Origin of the sequence: Micromonospora matsumotoense, from assembly GCF_050951065.1 — a bacterium.
Taxonomy (GTDB): domain Bacteria; phylum Actinomycetota; class Actinomycetes; order Mycobacteriales; family Micromonosporaceae; genus Micromonospora; species Micromonospora matsumotoensis.
On record NZ_CP192025.1, the window covers coordinates 1,595,657 to 1,613,424 of the forward strand.

Sequence of the window (17,768 nt, forward strand, 5' to 3'; positions counted from 1 at the left end):
GGCACTCCGTGCCGGTGCCCGATTTCCGCCGATCCACCCGTTCGGTCGTCCCGGTCGACCCGGCCCGACCGCCTCCGCGCCATCGGGGGCGGGCCGGGGCCGTTCCCCGATGTGCCCCACCGCCGCCGTCCCTAGCGTCAGCACGGTCGGCGCGGCGCCGGCGGAAAGGGGGCCCGACGGAGATGGGCGGCAGACCGGTGACGGTGCGGTTGGCGCGGTGGAGCGCCGAGCACCCGTGGCGCGCGATCGCGCTCTGGGTGGTCTTCGTGGCGGTGTGTTTCGTCGGGGGCAGCGCCGCCGGCCTGAACGAGGCCACCGGCGCGGACCAGGCGATCGGCGAGTCCGGTCACGCCGACGTGATCGTCACCGACGGGAAGTTCACCGATCCGGCGGTGGAGAACATCCTCATCACCCCGCGTACCGGCACCCTGGACCGGGCCGCCGCGCAGGCCGCGGCGACCGACGCGACCGACCGGCTGCGGCAGCTCACCGGCGTGGCATCGGTCGGTGCCCCGGTGTCGTCGGCCGACGGTGCGGCGCTGCTGGTGCCGATCACCCTGGCCGGCGACCCGCAGACCGCCGCCGACCGGGTCCAGCCGTTGCGCGACGCCACCGCCGGGGTCCAGACCGCCCACCCGCAGCTGCGGATCGAGCAGGTCGGCGGGCCGTCGATCAACCAGGCGCTGGACGACACCCTGGGCCGGGACTTCAAGCGCGCCGAACTGCTCAGCCTGCCGGTCACCCTGGCCATCCTGATCGTCGCGTTCGGCGCGTTGATCGCCGCCGGGGTGCCGGTGCTGCTGGCGCTCTCCTCGGTGGCCGCCGCGATGGGACTGTCCACCCTCGCCTCCCACCTGGTGCCCGCCACGGACACCACGGCCAGCGTGATCCTGCTGATCGGGATGGCCGTCGGGGTGGACTACTCGCTGTTCTACGTCCGGCGGGAACGGGAGGAACGGGCCAAGGGCCGATCCGGACTGGACGCGGTGGAGATCGCCGCCGAGACGTCCGGGCACGCCGTGGTCGTCTCCGGCTTCGCGGTGATCATCTCGATGGCCGGCCTGATGCTCGCCGACGACGTGGTCTTCTCCTCCCTGGCCGTCGGCTCGATCCTGGTGGTCGCCGTCGCGGTGACCGGCTCGCTGACCGTGCTGCCGGCACTCCTGGCCAAGCTGGGTCGCTGGGTGGACCGGCCCAGGGTGCCGCTGCTCTGGCGACTCACCGCGCCGCGCACCGGCCGGCACGGGCAGCCCGCCCGGCCCCGGTTCTGGCCGGCGGTGCTGCGGCCCGCGCTGCGTGCGCCCCGGGCCACCCTGATCGTCTCGGTGGGACTGCTGCTCGCCCTGGCCGCCCCGGCGCTCGGCATGAAGCTGAAGTTCCCCGGCATGGAGGACCTGCCCCGGACCACCCCGGCCATGCAGGCGTACGACCGGCTGACCGCCGCCTTCCCGAGCACCGGCACCAGTCACACGGTGGCCGTCCGGGCCCCGGCCGGACAGGCCGACCAGGTCCACGCCGCGCTGACCGGGCTGGCCCGCGACGCCGCCGCCGACCCGCTCTTCGCCCCGGTCGAGGCGGACGGCCCGAAGATCGAGGTGTCGGCGGACCGCCGGGTGTCGGTGCTGGAGGTGGCCACCCCGTACGCCAGCCGGGACGACCGGGCGGTGCAGTCGCTGCACGAACTCCGCGCCGACCTGCTGCCGGCCGCGCTGCGCGGCATCCCCGGCGTCGAGTACGCCGTCGGTGGCGGGGTGGCCGCCAGCGAGGACTACGCCCGGCACATCCGGGAGAAGCTGCCGCTGGTGATGGCCTTCGTGCTGGCGCTGACCTTCCTGGTGATGACCTGGACGTTCCGGTCGGTCGTGGTGGCCCTCACCTCGATCCTGCTCAACCTGCTCTCCGCGGGGGCCGCCTACGGCCTGCTGGTGCTGGTCTTCCAGGGCAGTTGGGCGCAGGGACTGCTCGGCTTCACCTCGATGGGGGCGATCGTCTCCTGGCTGCCGCTGTTCCTCTTCGTGGTGCTCTTCGGGCTCTCCATGGACTACCACGTCTTCGTGGTCAGCCGGATCCGGGAGGGCATCCGGGCCGGCAGGTCCAACGCCGACGCGGTGGCGTACGGCATCACCTCCTCGGCGGGGGTGGTGACCAGCGCGGCGATCGTGATGGTGGGGGTGTTCGCGATCTTCGCCTCGCTCAGCACGATCGACATGAAGCAGCTCGGCATCGGGCTGGCCGCGGCGATCCTGCTGGATGCCACGATCATCCGGGCGGTGGTGCTGCCGTCCGTGATGACCCTGCTCGGCGAGGCCAACTGGTGGGCGCCGCGCTTCCTGCGCGCGCGCAGCCGGCCCGCCACCCCACCGGCCGACCCGACGCCGGAGCTGGTCGGGGCGCACTGACCGCCGGTCCCACCCGCCGCCGGTGACCGCCCGTCCGGGTGGTGCAGCGCCGTGACCGGCGGCGCGGCTGACCCGGACCGCAGCGCGCGGTCCGGGTCAGCCCGGCGGGCCGGGGGCCGGCCCCGGGGCGGTGGGGCAGGGTGCCCGCCAGGCGTCCAGGGCGCGGTTCTTGCGGATCGAGGCGAAGCCGTAGCCGACGGTCGTCACGCAGAAACGCGCCGGGTCTCCGGCGTACTCGACCTGGAACACCGGCTTGCCCGCGTCGGCGAAGGGAAGCAGCTCGGCGCAGCGGCGCAGCCGGACGCACTCCTCGTCGACCGCGAAGTCGAAGTCCGGGGCCAGCGCGGTCACCTGGGCGACGTCGCCGACCAGGCCGGGGGAGAGGCCCAGGGTGCGGGCCAGCCCGGCCGTCCGGCGGTTGAAGATCAACTGGTCGTCGAAGTCGAGCGGGAAGCCCGACCGGTGGGCGTACCCGTCGGCGTCGACGAGGGCCACCGCGCCGAAACCCTTGCCCCGGCAGAGCCGGAACCGGTCGGCCAGGACGGGACGCAGCAGGTCCCACCGCCGGACGTCCACCCAACGACTCCCGGGCCGCCCGGCCACACCGCCGCGGACCGCCGCCGGGTAGCGGTCGGCGTCCGGGTCGCTCCCGGCGTACGTCCCGACCGGCACGTGACAGATCAACCGCCGGTCCCGTCGCCGCAGCGCGCCCGTCTCGGCAGCGCTCACCCGGACCGGGTCGAGGAGGAAGACGTCGGCCTCGACGGTGGTGTCGACCGGCCCGGTGAGCTGCCACTGCCACCGCCACTGCCGGGCCGCGCCGGGCGGCCAGGGGGTCGGTGCGCCGGGTGGCCCGAGGTCGGGACGGCAGGCGTACACCGGGGTCAGCAGGGCGAGTGCCACGGCGGCCGGCAGCACCCGGCGGCCCGGTGGCCGGGCGGGCGCAGCGGAGCGTCCACCGCGCGTCGCGGACGCTGGCAGCCGGATCCGCATCGGCAGCTCCCGGGTCCCGTGCGGTGCCCGCCGCACGCCTCACCCGGTCAAACGAACGCCCCCCGGTGACGACGCGGTCGCGTCGTCACCGGGGGGCCAGGTCGTCCCCGCTCAGCGCGGGGCGGCGAAGTTCTGCGTCCAGTACGGCCCGTTGCTGCTGGCCACGCCCACGCCGATCTCGGTGAACGCGCAGTTGAGGATGTTGGCCCGGTGACCGGAGCTGTTCATCCAGGCGTTCATCACCGCCGCCGGGGTCTGCTGGTTCCAGGCGACGTTCTCGCCGTAGGTGCGCCAGGAGTAGCCGGCCCGGTCCAGCCGCTGCCCGGCGTTGCTGCCGTCGCTGCCGGTGTGCGTCATGCTCTTGTGGTCGGCCTGGTCCTGGCTGTGCTGCTGGGCGGCGAGGGTCAACTTGTCGTCCACCGTGACGGCGGCGCAGCCGGCCTTGGCCCGCTCGGCGTTGACCAGGTCGACGACCTGCTGGGCCTGACTGCCCCCGCCCCCGCTGGTCGCGGCCCGGGTGGTGGTCGCCGCGGTGGGAATGGCACCGCCCCGGGTGGTCTGCCGGGACGCCGCCTGGGTCCGGCTCGGGCTCGGCGTCGGCGTGACGGTCCGGCTCGGCGACGGGCTCGGGGTCGGGGACGCCGTCGACGGGCTCGGCGACGGGCTCGGGGAGGCCGGGGCGTCGGTGCTCGGCGCGGCGTCCGGGATGACCGGAGCGGTGGCCACCGGCGCGTCGAAGGCGGCCCGGTCGGCGCGCTCGTCGTCGTCGGGCAGCATCAGCGCGCCGATGCCGAGGCTCACCACCAGGGTCGCCGCGGCGGCGGCCCCGCCGATGAGCAGCGGACGCTTCAGCCGGCGGCGTGGCCGGTCGCGGTCGGTCGGCGTCAAGCGTCCGCCGACCGGCACGACCGCCGGGGCGAACGCGGTGGCGTCCCGGTCGGCGGGCAGCGGCCCGGCTCCGCCCCGGTACGCCTGTCCGTCCTGTTCGGCCTCCCAGGGCCCGTCCGGTGCGGCGGCCCGGGGCGTCTGCCCGCGCCACTGCCCGGTCTGCGGGCCCTGCCACCGGTCGTCGGCCTCGTCCTGCCGCGGCCCGGCCCGTTCACCGTGCCACTGGCCGGCCTGCGCCTCCTGCCACCGGTCGGCCTGTTCGCCCTGTGCGTCCTGCCACCGACCGGCCTGTTCGCCCTGTGCGTCCTGCCAGGAACTGGCCTGTTCGCCCTGCCATGACCCGGTGTGCTCGCCCTGCCAGGAACCGGCCCGCTCAGCCTGCGGGTGGTCGGCGCGTTCGCCCTGCCACGTTCCGGCCTGTTCGCCCTGCCAGCGGTCGGCCTGGTCGGCGGCGGGCCACTGCCCGGCGGGTTCCCCGCTCCACTGGCCGGTCGGCTCGTCCCGCCACCGGTCCGTCTGCTCCTCCCGCCACGTCCCGGTCGGCTCCGCCGGGTGCTGGCCGCGCGGCGCAGCGGCCCCGCGGTCGGCGGCGGCGGCGGGTCCGGCGGGATGGTCGGCCCCGTCCCCGAAACGTCCGGCGGAGGTCCCGGCCGCACCGGGTCCCGGCTGCGCCGGTCCGTCCTGCGCCGGGTCGTCACCGAAGAGGTACGCCGAGCGGGGCTCGGGGCGGTCGGTCAGCCAGGCCGGGTCGTCCGCCGACGGCTGCGGCCGTCGGTATTCGGCGTCCGGGTCGTTCCGATCGGTCCAGCCGTACACGCCTGTCGCCTCCACGGGTCGGTTGCGGGCCGGGGTGACGCTACGGCGGCAACGGGAACAGCGGCAATGCGGCTAAGGAAGAGTTAAGGCCAGACAGGCGTCCAAGGTCACCGTACCCGTTTCGGAAGGCGTAGAGTCAAGAAGTCCGGACAGAGAGTGTCCGAGCCTTAGGGCCCCCCGGCACAGCCGTCAGGGTAGGCGTGGAGATGATCTACGGCCTGCGAGAACTTGACGAACGGCGGGTTATCGCTCAATATATAGGTGTCGCCAGTCGCGCCCAGCCACGCCCGGAACTCAGTGGCCCGGTAGTTAGTCGCGAACACGAAATGGGCGCGCGTTGGCCGGCTTTTCCGGCAGCGCATATCAAGGAGTCAGCATGGCGAAGGCCCTCTACGGCCACGTAGGTGCAGCGCCCGACCGGCGTCTGCTCGACGAGGTCACCCGACTGCGTTCCAGGGTGCAGTCCCTGGAGTTCGAGATCACGCGCCTGCGCGCCGACAATGATCGGCTCGCGGCGGCTGCGGCGGAGGTGGACGACCTCCTCCGGCTGGCCGAGCCGGCGCTCACCTGATCTTCGGCTACGCAGAAAACTGAACAGCACCACCGCGAAAAAGCGCGCCGACACTTTTGTGCCGGCGCGCAGTGCTGTCGCGGCACATTTCTCCGGGCGCCAATTCATGATCTTGTGAGCCCGATGTGGCGCAGCACACCCGAGCAATTTTCGGACCGGCTGGGGGCCGGCGCCGGAGGCCGGGGCGGGTCGCGTGCCGGTCACCGCGTACCGACGGGTTACTCTGCGGGTTCACCAGGTCCGCGCAGCCCGCGACGCCTGCGGTGGCCACCGGACGAGGATCGAGAAGGTGCATCTCAAGAGCCTGACGGTGAAGGGGTTCAAGTCCTTCGCCTCCGCCACGACGTTGAAGCTGGAGCCCGGGATCACCTGCGTGGTCGGCCCGAACGGCTCCGGCAAGTCCAACGTCGTCGACGCCATCGCCTGGGTGCTGGGCGAGCAGGGCGCCAAGGCGCTGCGGGGCGGCAAGATGGAGGACGTCATCTTCGCCGGCACCGCCGGGCGGGCGCCGCTGGGCCGGGCCGAGGTCACCCTCACCATCGACAACACCGACGGCGCCCTGCCGATCGAGTACACCGAGGTCTCCATCACCCGCCGGATGTTCCGCTCCGGCGAGAGCGAGTACGAGATCAACGGCGACACCTGCCGTCTGCTCGACATCCAGGAGCTGCTCAGTGACTCCGGCATCGGCCGGGAGATGCACATCATCGTCGGTCAGGGCCGGCTCGACGGCATGCTGCACGCCAAACCGGAGGACCGCCGCTCGTTCATCGAGGAGGCGGCCGGCGTCCTCAAGCACCGCAAGCGCAAGGAGAAGGCGCTGCGGAAGCTCGACGCGATGCAGGTCAACCTCAACCGGCTGACCGACCTCACCGCCGAGCTGCGCCGCCAGCTCAAGCCGTTGGGCCGGCAGGCCGAGGTGGCCCGCCGGGCCGCCGCCATCCAGGCCAACCTGCGCGACGCCCGACTCCGGCTGCTCGCCGACGACCTGCACACCCTGCGGGTCACCCTGGACAAGGAGATCGCCGACGAGACGGCGCTGCGCGAGCGACGCGAGCAGATCGAGGGCGAGCATGCCGAGGTCCAGGGCCGCCTCGGTGAGCTGGAGGCGGCGCTCGCCGAGGACGCGCCGCTGCTCGCCGCCGCCCAGGACACCTGGTACAAGCTCTCCGCGCTCTCCGAACGGTTCCGCTCGGTGGAGCAGTTGGCCCGGGAGCGGTTGCGCCACCTCAGCGCCACCGGCGACGACGAGCGCCCCGGCCGGGACCCCGACCAGTTGGAGGCCGAGTCGCAGCGGGTCCGCGAGCAGGAGGAGGAGCTGCGCGGGGCGCTCACCGACGACCAGATCCGGCTCGCCGAGGCGGTCGAGCACCGGCAGGAGCTGGAACGCCAGCTCGCCGCCGCCGAGCGGGAACTCGTCGCCGCGGCCAAGGCGATCGCCGACCGGCGGGAGGGTCTGGCCCGGCTGACCGGGCAGGTGAACTCGGCGCGGGCCCGCACCACCAGCGCCGGTGAGGAGATCGACCGGCTCGCCGCCGCGCACGCCGACGCCCTGGCCCGCGCCGAACAGGCCCAGGCCGAGCTGGACGCGGTCGCCGAACAGTCCACCGAGGCCGACCGGGACAACGCCGAGCTGGACGACCGGCACGCCGAGGCGGTGGCCGTCCACGAGCGGGCGCAGGCCACCGTCCGGGCGTTGACCGACACCGAACGGGCCGCCGAGAAGGACGCCGCGACGTGGAAGGCCCGCGAGGAGGCGCTCGCCCTGGGGCTGCGCCGCAAGGACGGCGCGGGCGCGCTGCTGGCCCGCGCCGACGAGGTGTCCGGCCTGCTGGGCAGCCTGGCAGGGCTGCTCACCGTCGCCGCCGGCCACGAGGCGGCGCTCGCCGCCGCGCTCGGCGGGCTCGCCGACGCGGTCGCGGTCAGCGGGGTGGACGAGGCAGTCGAGGCGATGCGGCTGCTGAAGATCTCCGACGCCGGGCGGGCCGGCCTGCTGGTCGGCAGCCCCGCCGGACCAGGCATGACCGGCCCCGCCGACGCACTGCGCCCCCGGCTGCCGGATTCCGCGCGGTGGGCGCCCGACCTGGTCGAGTGCGCCCCGCAGCTGCGTCCCGCCGTGCACCGGGCGCTGCGTGACGTGGTGCTCGTCGACGACCTCACCGCCGCCGCCGAGCTGGTCGCCGACAACCCGGAGCTGCGCGCGGTCACCCCGGACGGCGACGTGGTCGGGGCGTACGCGGCGGCCGGTGGGTCGGCCAAGGCGGCCAGCTTCATCGAGGTGCAGGCGGCCGTGGAGGAGGCCCGCGCCAACCGGCTCACCGCCGAGCGGACCGGTGCGGAGCTGCGCGAACAGCTCGTCGACGCCCGTGCCGAGGTAGCCACCGCCAAGGAGGCGGTGCAGCACGCCGCCGCCGCGAAACGGGAGGCGGAGAGCCACCGTAACGCGGCCGCCCGCCGGCTGGCCGAGCTGGGCGCGGCGGCCCGGTCCGCCAAGGCGGAGACCGACCGGCTCGGCGAGAGCCGGTCCCGCGCCGAGGCGGCCCGGGAACGTGACCTGACCGCCCTCGCCGAGCTGGCGGAGCGGCTGCGGCTGGCCGAGGACACCCCGATCGACGCGGAACCCTCCACCGAGGACCGGGACCAGCTCGCGGCGATGGTGCCCCGGGCCCGGCAGAACGAGATGGAGGTCCGGCTCGCGGTGCGTACCGCCGAGGAGCGGGTCGCCTCGATCGCCGGCCGGGCGGACTCGCTGGCCCGGCAGGCCACCGCCGAGCGCGCGGCCCGGGAGCGGGCGGCGGCCCGGCGGGCGGCGCGGACCCGGGGCGCGGCGATCGCCCGGGCCGTGGTCGGTGGCGCCCGCGAGGCACTGACCCGGCTGGGCGCCTCCGTCGCCCGTGCCGAGGAGCACCGCGACGCGGTCGCCCGCGAACGCGCCGCCCGGGAGGCCGAACTCCAGGAGGTACGCGGGGCGGCGAAGCGGCTCGGCGCGGAGCTGGAGCGGTTGACCAGCCAGGTGCACCGCGACGAGGTGGCCCGCGCCGAGCAGCGGCTGCGCATCGAGCAGCTGGAGGCGAAGGCCGCCGAGGACTTCGGCCTGGACCTGGAGACCCTGGTCGCCGAGTACGGCCCGGCGCAGCCCGTCCCGCCGACCCCGGTGGACGTCGCGACGGCCGAACGCGACGGCCTGCCGGTGCCCGAGCCGGTCCGCTACGAGCGGCCGGTGCAGGAGAAGCGGGCCGCCAAGGCGGAACGGGAACTGGCCCTGCTCGGCAAGGTCAACCCGCTCGCGTTGGAGGAGTTCGCCGCCCTGGAGGAGCGCTTCAAGTTCCTCTCCGAGCAGTTGGAGGACCTCAAGGCCACCCGGCGTGACCTGCTCACCGTGGTCAAGGACGTCGACGAGCGGATCCTGGAGGTCTTCGCCAGCGCGTTCGCCGACACCGCCCGCGAGTTCGAGCAGGTCTTCACGGTGCTCTTCCCCGGCGGCGAGGGTCGGCTGATCCTCACCGAACCCGACGACCTGCTGACCACCGGTGTGGAGGTGGAGGCCCGGCCGCCCGGCAAGAAGATCAAACGGCTGTCGCTGCTCTCCGGCGGCGAGCGGTCGTTGACCGCGGTGGCGATGCTGGTGGCGATCTTCCGGGCCCGGCCCAGCCCGTTCTACATCATGGACGAGGTGGAGGCGGCCCTCGACGACGTGAACCTGGGCCGGTTGATCACCCTGCTGGCCCAGTTGCGGGAGAAGAGCCAGCTGATCGTCATCACCCACCAGAAGCGGACCATGGAGATCGCCGACGCGCTCTACGGCGTGACCATGCGCAACGGCGTGACCCAGGTGATCAGTCAACGGCTCCACCGGACCGACGACGAGCGGTCCGACCGAACTGAGGAGAATCAGTAGTGGCACGGGAACGGCCGACGGCGCTCCTGCTCGACTTCGACGGCGTGCTGCGCCACTGGGACCCGGCGGTGGCCGCCGGCATCGAGCGGGAGTACGGCCTTGCCGCCGGGGTGCTCGGCGAGATCGCCATGCACTGGGGGCGGCTCCAACCGGTGCTGACCGGTCAGGTCAGCCACGCCGACTGGGTGTCCAGCGTGGCCGACGCGCTGACCGAGTCGGTCGGCCCGGACCGGGCGCGGGCGGCGGTGCAGCAGTGGCAGCGTTACCGGGGTGAGGTCGACGCCGACGTGCTGGCCTTCGTCCGCGAGGTGCGGGCCGCCGGGGTCCGGGTCGGGCTGGGCACCAACGCCACCGACCTGCTCGACACCGACCTCGCCGAGTTGGGCCTGGTCGGCGAGTTGGACGTGGTGGTCAACTCCTCGGTCGTCGGGGTGCACAAGCCGGCGAAGGAGTATTTCCAGGCGGCCTGCGACGCGTTGGCGACCCCACCGGCCCGGGTGCTCTTCGTCGATGACGAGGACTGGGCGGTCCGGGGAGCCCGGGTGGCCGGGCTGTCGGCGTACCGGTGGAGTGGGCCGGAAGGGCTGCGCTACCTGCGGGCGGCGCTGGGGTGCTGACCCGGCCGGCCGGTGGGCTGTCCGCCTGACAGCCTGCCGATCCGGGGCCCGGTTCCCGCCGGGGTCACTCGCCGGTGACGCCGTCGAGGCGTTCCCGGAGCAGGTCGGCGTGGCCGTTGTGCCGGGCGTACTCCTCGATCAGGTGGAGGTAGACCCAGCGCAGGCTGAAGGTTCGTTTCTTGGTGCCGACCTCGGTGAACGTCTCGTCGAGCGAGCGCCCGGCGGTGGCAGCCCGGGCCAGGGCGACCTGCTCGTGGTAGATGGCGAAGTCGGCCTCGGCGTCGGCGTGGCGCACGTCGAGGTCGGCGTCCGGGTTCTCGGGAGTGCCGTACGGGTAGTCGAACTGTTGCCCGGCGAAATTCTCCCGGAACCACCAGGACTCCACCTCGCCCAGATGGCGGACCAGGCCGAGCAGGGTCAGCGTCGACGGCTGCACGCTCGGGGTGCGCAACTGCTCGCCGGTCAGCCCGGCACACTTGAGCAGCAGGGTCTGCCGGTGGTAGTCGAGCCAGCTCTCCAGCATGGCCCGCTCGTCGCCGACGGGGAGCTCAGGGGTCCGGGTGATCTCCGGTGCACGCCAGGTCATGTCCGGCATCCTCGTCGCCCGGTCCGACATTCCGCGACCGAGATTCGTCGCGCCGCCAGCGGCACCACCCGGCCAGGATGCCCGGCGGTGACCCGGGAGGGAACCCGGGCGGCAGCGGTCGCCGACCCTGTCCCCGGTCAGGGCACGACGAGGACCGGCCAGCGGCCGGTGCGGACCAGGCGGGTGGCGACCGAACCGACCAGCCGGTGCCCGGCCTGCGCGGAGGAGCCGACCACCACCAGGTCCGCCCGGGACTCGTCGGCCGCCGCGCGGAGTTCGGTGTACGCGTCGCCGCGCCGGCACAGGAACGTCACCGGCAGGCCCAGCTCCTCCGCGCCCCGACGGCACTCCTGCCGCAGGTCGGCGGCGAGTTCGTCGTGGGTCTGCTGGACCGCCCCGGCCACCACAGCCGGCATCAGGGAGGCGTAGCCGGCCGGGGCGCTGACGAAGACCACCACCAGCCCGGCATGCTGCCGGCGGGCCAGCCCCGCCGCGTACGAGGCGGCCCGCAGCGAGGTCCGGCTGCCGTCGACGCCGACCAGCACCACCCGGGGGCCGTCGGTGCCGCGCTCGAACTCCAGCGGGCGGGCCTGCGGGCCGTACTGTTCACGCTCGACGGGGATGCTCACCGGTCAGTCCCGGGTCCCGGTGCGGACCACCGCCGCCCCGGCGCCTGCGGCGACGGTGGACTCCTGCGTGACGGTGTCGGTCAGGGCGTCCCCGGTGTGCTGGCGCAGCGGGATCTCCTTGATGAAGATCACCGCGATCAGGGCGATCAGCCCGAACGGGGCGGCGGCCAGGAAGATGTCCCCGGCGCCGTGACCGTAGGCGCTCTCCACCACGGTGCGGATCGGGCCCGGCAGGGCGTGCACGTTCGGCAGCACACCGCCGCTGCCCGAGGCGCCGGTCGGGATGCCCAGCGCGGTGAGACCGTCGGCGATGTGGTCCTTGACCCGGTGGCCGAGCACCGCGCCGAGCACGGAGACGCCGACCGCGCCGCCGAGGCTGCGGAAGAAGGCCACCACCGAGCTGGCCGCGCCGAGTTCGTGGGTGTCGACGGTGTTCTGCACGGCGAGCACGAGGTTCTGCATGGTCATGCCGAGCCCGAGGCCGATCAGCGCCATGTAGATGGCGAGGTGCCAGTACGGGGTGTCGTAGCGGATCGTGCCCATCAGGGCGAACCCGGCGGTGAGCAGGGCCGACCCGGCGACCAGGTAGCGCTTCCACCGGCCGGTCCTGGTGATGATCCGACCGACGACGACGGAGGAGACCAGCAGGCCGAGGATCATCGGCATGGTCATCAGGCCGGACATGGTCGGGCTCGCACCCCGGCTGATCTGGAAGTACTGGCTGAGGAAGACCGAGGCGCCGAACATCCCCACGCCGACGGCGATGCTGGCGACGACGGCGAGGGTGATGGTCCGGTTGCGGAACAGCCGGGGCGGGATCATCGGCTCGCTGGCCCGGTTCTCCACCCGGACGGCGAGCACACCGAGGGCGACCGCACCGGTCACCATCACGGCGCTCTGCCAGGAGATCCAGTCGTACCTGTCGCCGGCCAGGGTGACCCAGATCAGCAGCAGCGACACGGCGGCGGTGATCAGGGTCGCGCCCCACCAGTCGATCTTCACCTGGCGCTTGACCACGGGCAGGTGCAGGGTCTTCTGGAGCACCACCAGGGCGGCGATGGCGAACGGCACGCCGACGTAGAAGCACCAGCGCCAGCCGAGCCAGGAGGTGTCCACGATGACGCCACCGATCAGCGGGCCGCCGATGGTGCCGAGGGCCAGCACCGCGCCGAGATAGCCGCTGTACCGGCCCCGCTCGCGGGGCGCGATCATCGTCGCCATGATCACCTGGGCCAGGGCGGTGAGGCCGCCCGCGCCGACGCCCTGGAGCACCCGGCAGGCGATGAGCTGCTCGGTGGACTGGGACAGGCCGGCCAGCACGGAGCCCAGCACGAAGATGGTGAGGGAGAGCTGGACCAGGATCTTCTTGCTGGTCAGGTCGGCGAGCTTGCCCCAGATCGGGGTGGTCGCGGTGGTCGCCAGCAGGGTCGAGGTGACCACCCAGGTATAGGCGGACTGGCCGCCCTTGAGTTCGGTGATGATCCGCGGCAGCGCGTTGGAGACGACCGTGGAGGAGAGGATCGCGACGAACATGCCCAGCAGCAGTCCGGAGAGGGCCTCCAGGATCTGCCGGTGGGTCATCTCGACGCCGGTCGCCCTGCTGGGCGCTGTCGCCTGGGTCATCGTCGCTGCCTCCGATGGGTGGTGAAAAGGGTGCCTCAGGCAACCGTAGGCTTTCGTTGCCTCAAGCAACAACCGGACGTGACATGGCTCTATTCCCCTCGCCCCGGGCCGGGGGAGGGGCGTGACGGGGTCAGAAGGTCTCGTTGAACCGGTGTATGAGGCGGGCGAACTCCTCGACGTCCCGCTTCGGCCAGGTCTCCATGGATCGGGTGATCTGGTCCATCCGGGCCGACCGGGCCGCGTCGAAACGCCGGCTGCCCTCCTCGGTCAGGCGCAGCTGCGCCGCCCGCCGGTCGGCCGGGTCCGGATCGCGGCGCACCAGCCCCAGCGTCTCCAGCCCCTGGATCTGCCGGCTCAACGTGCCCTTACCGATGCCCAGCAGGACCGCCAGGTCGGTGAGCCGGGTCGAGCCGGACCGGCGCAGCCAGAGCAGCAGGCCGTACGCGTTCGGCTCCAGGTTGGGGTGCACCTCCCGGGCGATCTCCAGGGAGAGTGCCCGCCCCCGGCGGAGCAGCGCGGCCAACTCGTGCTCCAGCACGCGCATCGTCTCCGGCAGATGATCGTCCACGGCACCGAGCGTACGTGCCGTTCGTCACTTCGCCGAGGAGAGTTTCTGCCGGGCCACCTCGCGCAGGTGCCCGTCGCTGGTGGTGCCCTCGATCAGCACCTCGGCCTCCCGCCCGGTGTGGCGCAGCGTGCTCACCGCGTTGCCGAAGTACGGGCCGGCCAGCTTCTTCCAACGCACCGTCGGGCGGCGTACCCCGGCGGAACGGGCCAGCGCCCGGGTGGCCGCCGCCGGCCCGGAACTCCAGCCCAGCTTCATCAGCGGGCGCATCGCCGCCGGCACCTGGTTGTGGATCGGTGAGCAGGTGAGCTGGTGCACCGGGGTGCGCACCGCCGGATCGTCGAACCGGGCCCGGGCCACGTACGAGTGGTGCACGTCGCCGGAGAGCACGCTGATCGACGCCGGCGCCGGGTACGCGGGCCCGGCGCCGACCCGGTCCCCGGCGGTGCCCGGGGCACCGCTGCCCAGCCGGACGAAGAGCGCGCCGAGGGCGTCGAACGAACGGCGGAACGCGGCCCAGTGCTCCAGGTCGAGCGCCCGGCGCAGCTTCTCGGCCAGCCCGGCGACCCACGGTTTGCCGGAGTCCGCCAGCCGCTCGTTCCACGCCTCGACGTGGTGGATGCCCGGCGGCAGCAGCCAGGGCAGCGACGCCCCGATCACCAGGTGGTCGTAGACACCGTGGGCCCGGTCCAGGAACCAGGACCACTCACCGGCCGGCAGCATCGACCGCCCGCCCGGTTCGAGCACCCGGCTGCACCGGTTGTCCAGCATGACCAGCCGGGTCCGGCCCAGGTCCAGCGCGTAGCTCCACTGGTACTGCACGGCCCGCCAGCGCTCGGTGTCGTGCGCCTCGTCGGCCTCGGAGTCGACCCGCTCGCCGAACTCGCGCAGCACGTCGGTGGCGTCCTCGGCGGCGACCACCTTGGCATAGAGCGGGTCGGCGGCGATCTCGTCCGGGGCCAGGTTGCCCAGGTGCTGGTAGACCCAGTAGGAGGCCAGGCCGCTGCGGATCCGCTCGGCCCACCAGGCCTGCTGGCGCATGTCGGCCCGCCACGACTTCGAGGTGTTCCAGTCGTCGATCACCTCGTGGTCGTCGAAGATCATCACGCTCGGCACGGTGGAGAGCAGCCAGCGGATCTCCGGGTCGCGCCACGACTCCAGATAGAGCTTGGTGTACTCGTCGAAGCTCACCACCTGGTCGGCCGGGGCGTCCTGCGGCCGCCGCCGACGCCGCTTGAGCAGCCGCCTGACCGTGGGCGACGTGACGTCGGCATAGACCTGGTCGCCGAGCAGCACCAGCAGGTCGGGCTGCGCGTCCCGGTCGGATGCGGCCATCAACCGCCGGGCGTACGCGTCCAGCGCGTCCGGGGGCAGCCGCCGGGTGGTGTTGTGCTGGGTGGTCTCCCGGCACGATCCGAAGATCAGGCTGACCGGCTGGTCCCGGTCGTCGGCCGCCCTGGTCCGGATCACGCTGGGTGGGAAGCCGTCCCGGGCCACCGGCCAGACCAGCTCGTCGTCGACCAGCACCTCGTAGCTGGTGGTGTGGTCCGGGGCGAGCCCCTCCACCACCACCAGCGCATAATGGTGGTCGTACGCGGAGAAGGTCGGCGCGGAGCCGGTGACGCCCTCGGCCGTGCGGACGGTGACCACCGCGGGCCCGCTGGTCTCCACCCACACCGTCGCCCGGGTGCCGACGACCCGACGCAGCAACGGGCCGATGAGCAGACGGGGCTCGGGCATGGGTGGCACCTCCGAGGAGAAGACGTTTCATCTTTTCTACCCCGTGGGTCAGTGGGTCACCCCCGGCAGCGGCGAGCGTACCCGCAGCTCGCTCAGGTCCGGAGGCGGTGAGTGGGACGCCGCTGCCGGCATCTGACAGGATTTCGGCATGACGGACTACCTCCTCGTCGCACTGGCCCTGCTCGGTGTGCTGATCCTCGGCGGCCTCGGCCTGGTGGTGCCCCGGTTGCGCCGGCGTGGCGAACCCCCGCTGCCGCAGACCGAGGTCGACACCCGGGCGGAGGAGGACCTGGCCGGCCCACCCGTCGAGGCGGCGGAGTCCGACCTGTCCACCGGTGTCCTGGTCGAGCCGCCGGTCGTCGCGGCCCCGCCGCTGGAGGTCCCCGAGCCGACCGCCGGCCGGCTGGTCCGGCTGCGGTCCCGGCTGGCCCGCTCGCAGAACGCCTTCGGCAAGGGCCTGCTCGGCCTGCTCGCCCGCGACCACCTCGACGAGGACGCCTGGGAGGAGATCGAGGACAGCCTGATCACCGCCGACGTCGGCATCGACGCCACCCGGGACATCGTCGACCGGCTCCGCGAGCGGACCCGGGTGCTCGGCACCCGCTCCGCCGGTGAGCTGCGTGACCTGCTCGCCGCCGAGTTGGTCACCGCGCTCGACCCGGGCCTGGACCGCTCGCTGCGCACCACCGGCCGCGACGGCATGCCGGCGGTGCTGCTGGTGGTCGGGGTCAACGGGGCCGGCAAGACCACCACCTGCGGCAAGATCGCCCGGGTGCTGGTTGCCGACGGGCGCTCGGTCACCCTCGGCGCGGCCGACACCTTCCGGGCCGCCGCCGCCGACCAGCTGGAGACCTGGGGCGGCCGGGTGGGCGCGGAGACGGTCCGGGGCGCGGAGGGCGCCGACCCGGCCAGCGTGGCCTTCGACGCGGTCCGCCGGGGCATCGACGCCGGCACCGACACCGTGCTCATCGACACCGCGGGCCGCCTGCAGAACAAGATCGGCCTGATGGACGAGCTGGGCAAGGTCAAGCGGGTGGTGGAGAAGCACGGCCCGATCGACGAGACCCTGCTGATCCTGGACGCCACCACCGGGCAGAACGGGCTGGAACAGGCCCGGGTCTTCACCGAGGTGGTGAACGTGACGGGCGTGGTGCTGACCAAGCTCGACGGGACGGCCAAGGGCGGCATCGTGATCGCCGTACAGCGCAAGCTCGGCATCCCGGTCAAGCTGGTCGGTCTCGGCGAGGGCGCGGACGATCTGGCCCCGTTCGACCCGGCGCAGTTCGTCGACGCGCTGCTCGGCACCGAGCCGCTCGCCCGGGACGCGTAACCTCGCGGTGAGCAACGACGATCGCGCGTACGCCGGGTGGCGTGACCCCCGCCATGCGGCGCCGGGCCTGGGGAGACCGTACGTGACCTCGCAGGAGATCCCGCTGCACGGTGGGAACGTGAGCACCGTGGTCCGGGTCGGCGACACCGTCCGGCGCAACGCCGGCCCGTGGACGCCCTCGGTGCACGCCCTGCTGCGCCACCTGGAGTACGTCGGGTTCACCGGCGCTCCCCGGGCGCTGGGCATGGACGAGCGCAACCGGGAGGTGCTGTCGTACCTGGAGGGGGAGTGCGGAGAGTACCCGCTGGCCCCGCACTGGGTCACCGACGAGGCGCTGGTGACCGTGGCCACCATGCTGCGGATGTTCCACGACGCCCAGTACGGTTTCGCCCCGCCGCCCGGCGCGGTCTGGCGCTCGTTCGGGCCGCCGCCGCCGGACACCGAGGTGATCTGCCACCACGACGCCGCCCCGCACAACGTGATCTGGCGGCCGGACGGCACCCTCGGCCTGATCGACTTCGACCTCGCCTCGCCCGGCGCCCGGATCTACGACGTGGCGTACGCGGCGTGGACGTGGGTGCCGATCTTCGCCGACCGGGACTCGATCACGCTCGGCTGGAAGCGCCCGGACCGGCCCCGCCGGCTGCGCCTGTTCGCCGACGCGTACGGGTTGATCCCCCGGGACCGGCACCGGCTGATCCGGACCATCCGCAAGCGGATCGTCGACCACGTGGAGGGCATCCGGCGGATGGCCGCGGCGGGTGAGCCGGCGTTCGTCCGGATCGTGCACAAGGGTCACCTTCGTCGCCCGATGCGCGACCTGCGCCTGCTCGACTACGAGCGGCACGCCCTGGAGCACGCCCTGCGCTGAGCCCGGCACCCCCGTGCACCAGGCCCGCCCATCCCTGCGGTCGAGCGCGGCCACACCCTGCGCGCGAGCCGAGCAAGGCGCACCGCGCGCGGGCCGGGCGCGGTCACACCCCTACGCGCGGGCCGGGCCCGATACACCCCGCGCGTCGATCACCCGGACCACCCCTCCGATTGGTCGTCATCGGGGAAAGAGTGGCCGTTCGTTGCCGAACGGCCACTCTTTCGTTTTCCGATTTTCATGAT

At 73.4% G+C, this 17,768-nt stretch carries 13 protein-coding genes; 6 read left to right on the plus strand and 7 right to left on the minus strand.

The genetic code is table 11. The annotated features are described in order from the left end of the window. The first annotated feature begins 182 nt into the window (after nucleotides 1-182). Nucleotides 183-2,399, plus strand: a complete 2,217-nt coding sequence (locus tag ACQP1S_RS07345; RefSeq protein WP_432904483.1) for an MMPL family transporter — start codon at nucleotides 183-185, stop codon at nucleotides 2,397-2,399. A gap of 96 nt (nucleotides 2,400-2,495) precedes the next feature. Here ACQP1S_RS07345 and ACQP1S_RS07350 read toward each other — a convergent pair whose 3' ends face one another. Together ACQP1S_RS07350 and ACQP1S_RS07355 are read right to left on the minus strand one after the other, a co-directional pair. After that, nucleotides 2,496-3,392 carry an endo alpha-1,4 polygalactosaminidase gene (locus ACQP1S_RS07350; protein ID WP_432904486.1) on the minus strand — a complete coding sequence of 299 codons (897 nt, stop codon included), beginning with the start codon at nucleotides 3,390-3,392 and terminating at the stop codon, nucleotides 2,496-2,498. A gap of 111 nt (nucleotides 3,393-3,503) precedes the next feature. Then, entirely contained in the window at nucleotides 3,504-5,096 is a 1,593-nt protein-coding gene (locus ACQP1S_RS07355) for a CAP domain-containing protein (protein ID WP_432904489.1), read from the minus strand. Nucleotides 5,097-5,472: 376 nt separating this feature from the next. Between ACQP1S_RS07355 and ACQP1S_RS07360 the strand changes: the two genes are divergently transcribed. The 3 genes from ACQP1S_RS07360 to ACQP1S_RS07370 all read left to right on the plus strand — a co-directional run bounded on the left by ACQP1S_RS07360 (nucleotide 5,473) and on the right by ACQP1S_RS07370 (nucleotide 10,182). Beyond that, nucleotides 5,473-5,667 carry a hypothetical protein gene (locus ACQP1S_RS07360; RefSeq protein ID WP_091245820.1) on the plus strand — a complete coding sequence of 65 codons (195 nt, stop codon included), beginning with the start codon at nucleotides 5,473-5,475 and terminating at the stop codon, nucleotides 5,665-5,667. 289 nt (nucleotides 5,668-5,956) lie between these two features. After that, nucleotides 5,957-9,565, plus strand: a complete 3,609-nt coding sequence (gene smc / locus ACQP1S_RS07365) for a chromosome segregation protein SMC (RefSeq protein ID WP_432904493.1) — start codon at nucleotides 5,957-5,959, stop codon at nucleotides 9,563-9,565. Next, nucleotides 9,565-10,182 carry an HAD family hydrolase gene (locus tag ACQP1S_RS07370; RefSeq protein ID WP_091245829.1) on the plus strand — a complete coding sequence of 206 codons (618 nt, stop codon included), beginning with the start codon at nucleotides 9,565-9,567 and terminating at the stop codon, nucleotides 10,180-10,182. The genes smc and ACQP1S_RS07370 overlap by 1 nt, the downstream gene beginning before the upstream one ends. Nucleotides 10,183-10,246: 64 nt before the next feature. On the opposite strand, the gene ACQP1S_RS07375 is transcribed toward ACQP1S_RS07370, so the two are convergent. The 5 genes from ACQP1S_RS07375 to ACQP1S_RS07395 all read right to left on the minus strand — a co-directional run bounded on the left by ACQP1S_RS07375 (nucleotide 10,247) and on the right by ACQP1S_RS07395 (nucleotide 15,325). Further along, entirely contained in the window at nucleotides 10,247-10,768 is a 522-nt protein-coding gene (locus tag ACQP1S_RS07375) for a DinB family protein (protein WP_432904497.1), read from the minus strand. Between the two features lie 137 nt (nucleotides 10,769-10,905). After that, complete coding sequence (locus ACQP1S_RS07380; protein WP_432904500.1) at nucleotides 10,906-11,397, minus strand: universal stress protein; 492 nt, start codon at nucleotides 11,395-11,397, stop codon at nucleotides 10,906-10,908. 3 nt (nucleotides 11,398-11,400) lie between these two features. Next, complete coding sequence (locus ACQP1S_RS07385; protein WP_432904503.1) at nucleotides 11,401-13,020, minus strand: MDR family MFS transporter; 1,620 nt, start codon at nucleotides 13,018-13,020, stop codon at nucleotides 11,401-11,403. A 130-nt stretch (nucleotides 13,021-13,150) separates the two neighbouring features. Then, a complete protein-coding gene (locus ACQP1S_RS07390; RefSeq protein WP_432904506.1) occupies nucleotides 13,151-13,588 on the minus strand; it encodes a MarR family winged helix-turn-helix transcriptional regulator in 438 nt (145 codons plus the stop codon). Between the two features lie 24 nt (nucleotides 13,589-13,612). Then, nucleotides 13,613-15,325 carry an alkaline phosphatase D family protein gene (locus ACQP1S_RS07395; RefSeq protein ID WP_432904509.1) on the minus strand — a complete coding sequence of 571 codons (1,713 nt, stop codon included), beginning with the start codon at nucleotides 15,323-15,325 and terminating at the stop codon, nucleotides 13,613-13,615. Between the two features lie 148 nt (nucleotides 15,326-15,473). On the opposite strand from ACQP1S_RS07395, the gene ftsY reads away from it, so the two are divergent. Together ftsY and ACQP1S_RS07405 are read left to right on the plus strand one after the other, a co-directional pair. Then, nucleotides 15,474-16,655 carry a signal recognition particle-docking protein FtsY gene (ftsY, locus tag ACQP1S_RS07400; RefSeq protein ID WP_091245842.1) on the plus strand — a complete coding sequence of 394 codons (1,182 nt, stop codon included), beginning with the start codon at nucleotides 15,474-15,476 and terminating at the stop codon, nucleotides 16,653-16,655. A gap of 7 nt (nucleotides 16,656-16,662) precedes the next feature. Continuing rightward, nucleotides 16,663-17,526, plus strand: a complete 864-nt coding sequence (locus tag ACQP1S_RS07405; protein ID WP_176738972.1) for an aminoglycoside phosphotransferase family protein — start codon at nucleotides 16,663-16,665, stop codon at nucleotides 17,524-17,526. The last annotated feature ends 242 nt before the right edge of the window (nucleotides 17,527-17,768 follow it).

Excerpts from the sequence above, each read along its gene's own strand:
- ftsY (WP_091245842.1), top strand. The coding sequence starts at position 15,474 with ATGACGGACTACCTCCTCGTCGCACTGGCCCTGCTCGGTGTGCTGATC.
- ACQP1S_RS07395 (WP_432904509.1), bottom strand. The coding sequence starts at position 15,325 with ATGCCCGAGCCCCGTCTGCTCATCGGCCCGTTGCTGCGTCGGGTCGTC.
- ACQP1S_RS07345 (WP_432904483.1), top strand. The coding sequence starts at position 183 with ATGGGCGGCAGACCGGTGACGGTGCGGTTGGCGCGGTGGAGCGCCGAG.
- ACQP1S_RS07385 (WP_432904503.1), bottom strand. The coding sequence starts at position 13,020 with ATGACCCAGGCGACAGCGCCCAGCAGGGCGACCGGCGTCGAGATGACC.
- ACQP1S_RS07375 (WP_432904497.1), bottom strand. The coding sequence starts at position 10,768 with ATGACCTGGCGTGCACCGGAGATCACCCGGACCCCTGAGCTCCCCGTC.
- ACQP1S_RS07350 (WP_432904486.1), bottom strand. The coding sequence starts at position 3,392 with ATGCGGATCCGGCTGCCAGCGTCCGCGACGCGCGGTGGACGCTCCGCT.
- ACQP1S_RS07360 (WP_091245820.1), top strand. The coding sequence starts at position 5,473 with ATGGCGAAGGCCCTCTACGGCCACGTAGGTGCAGCGCCCGACCGGCGT.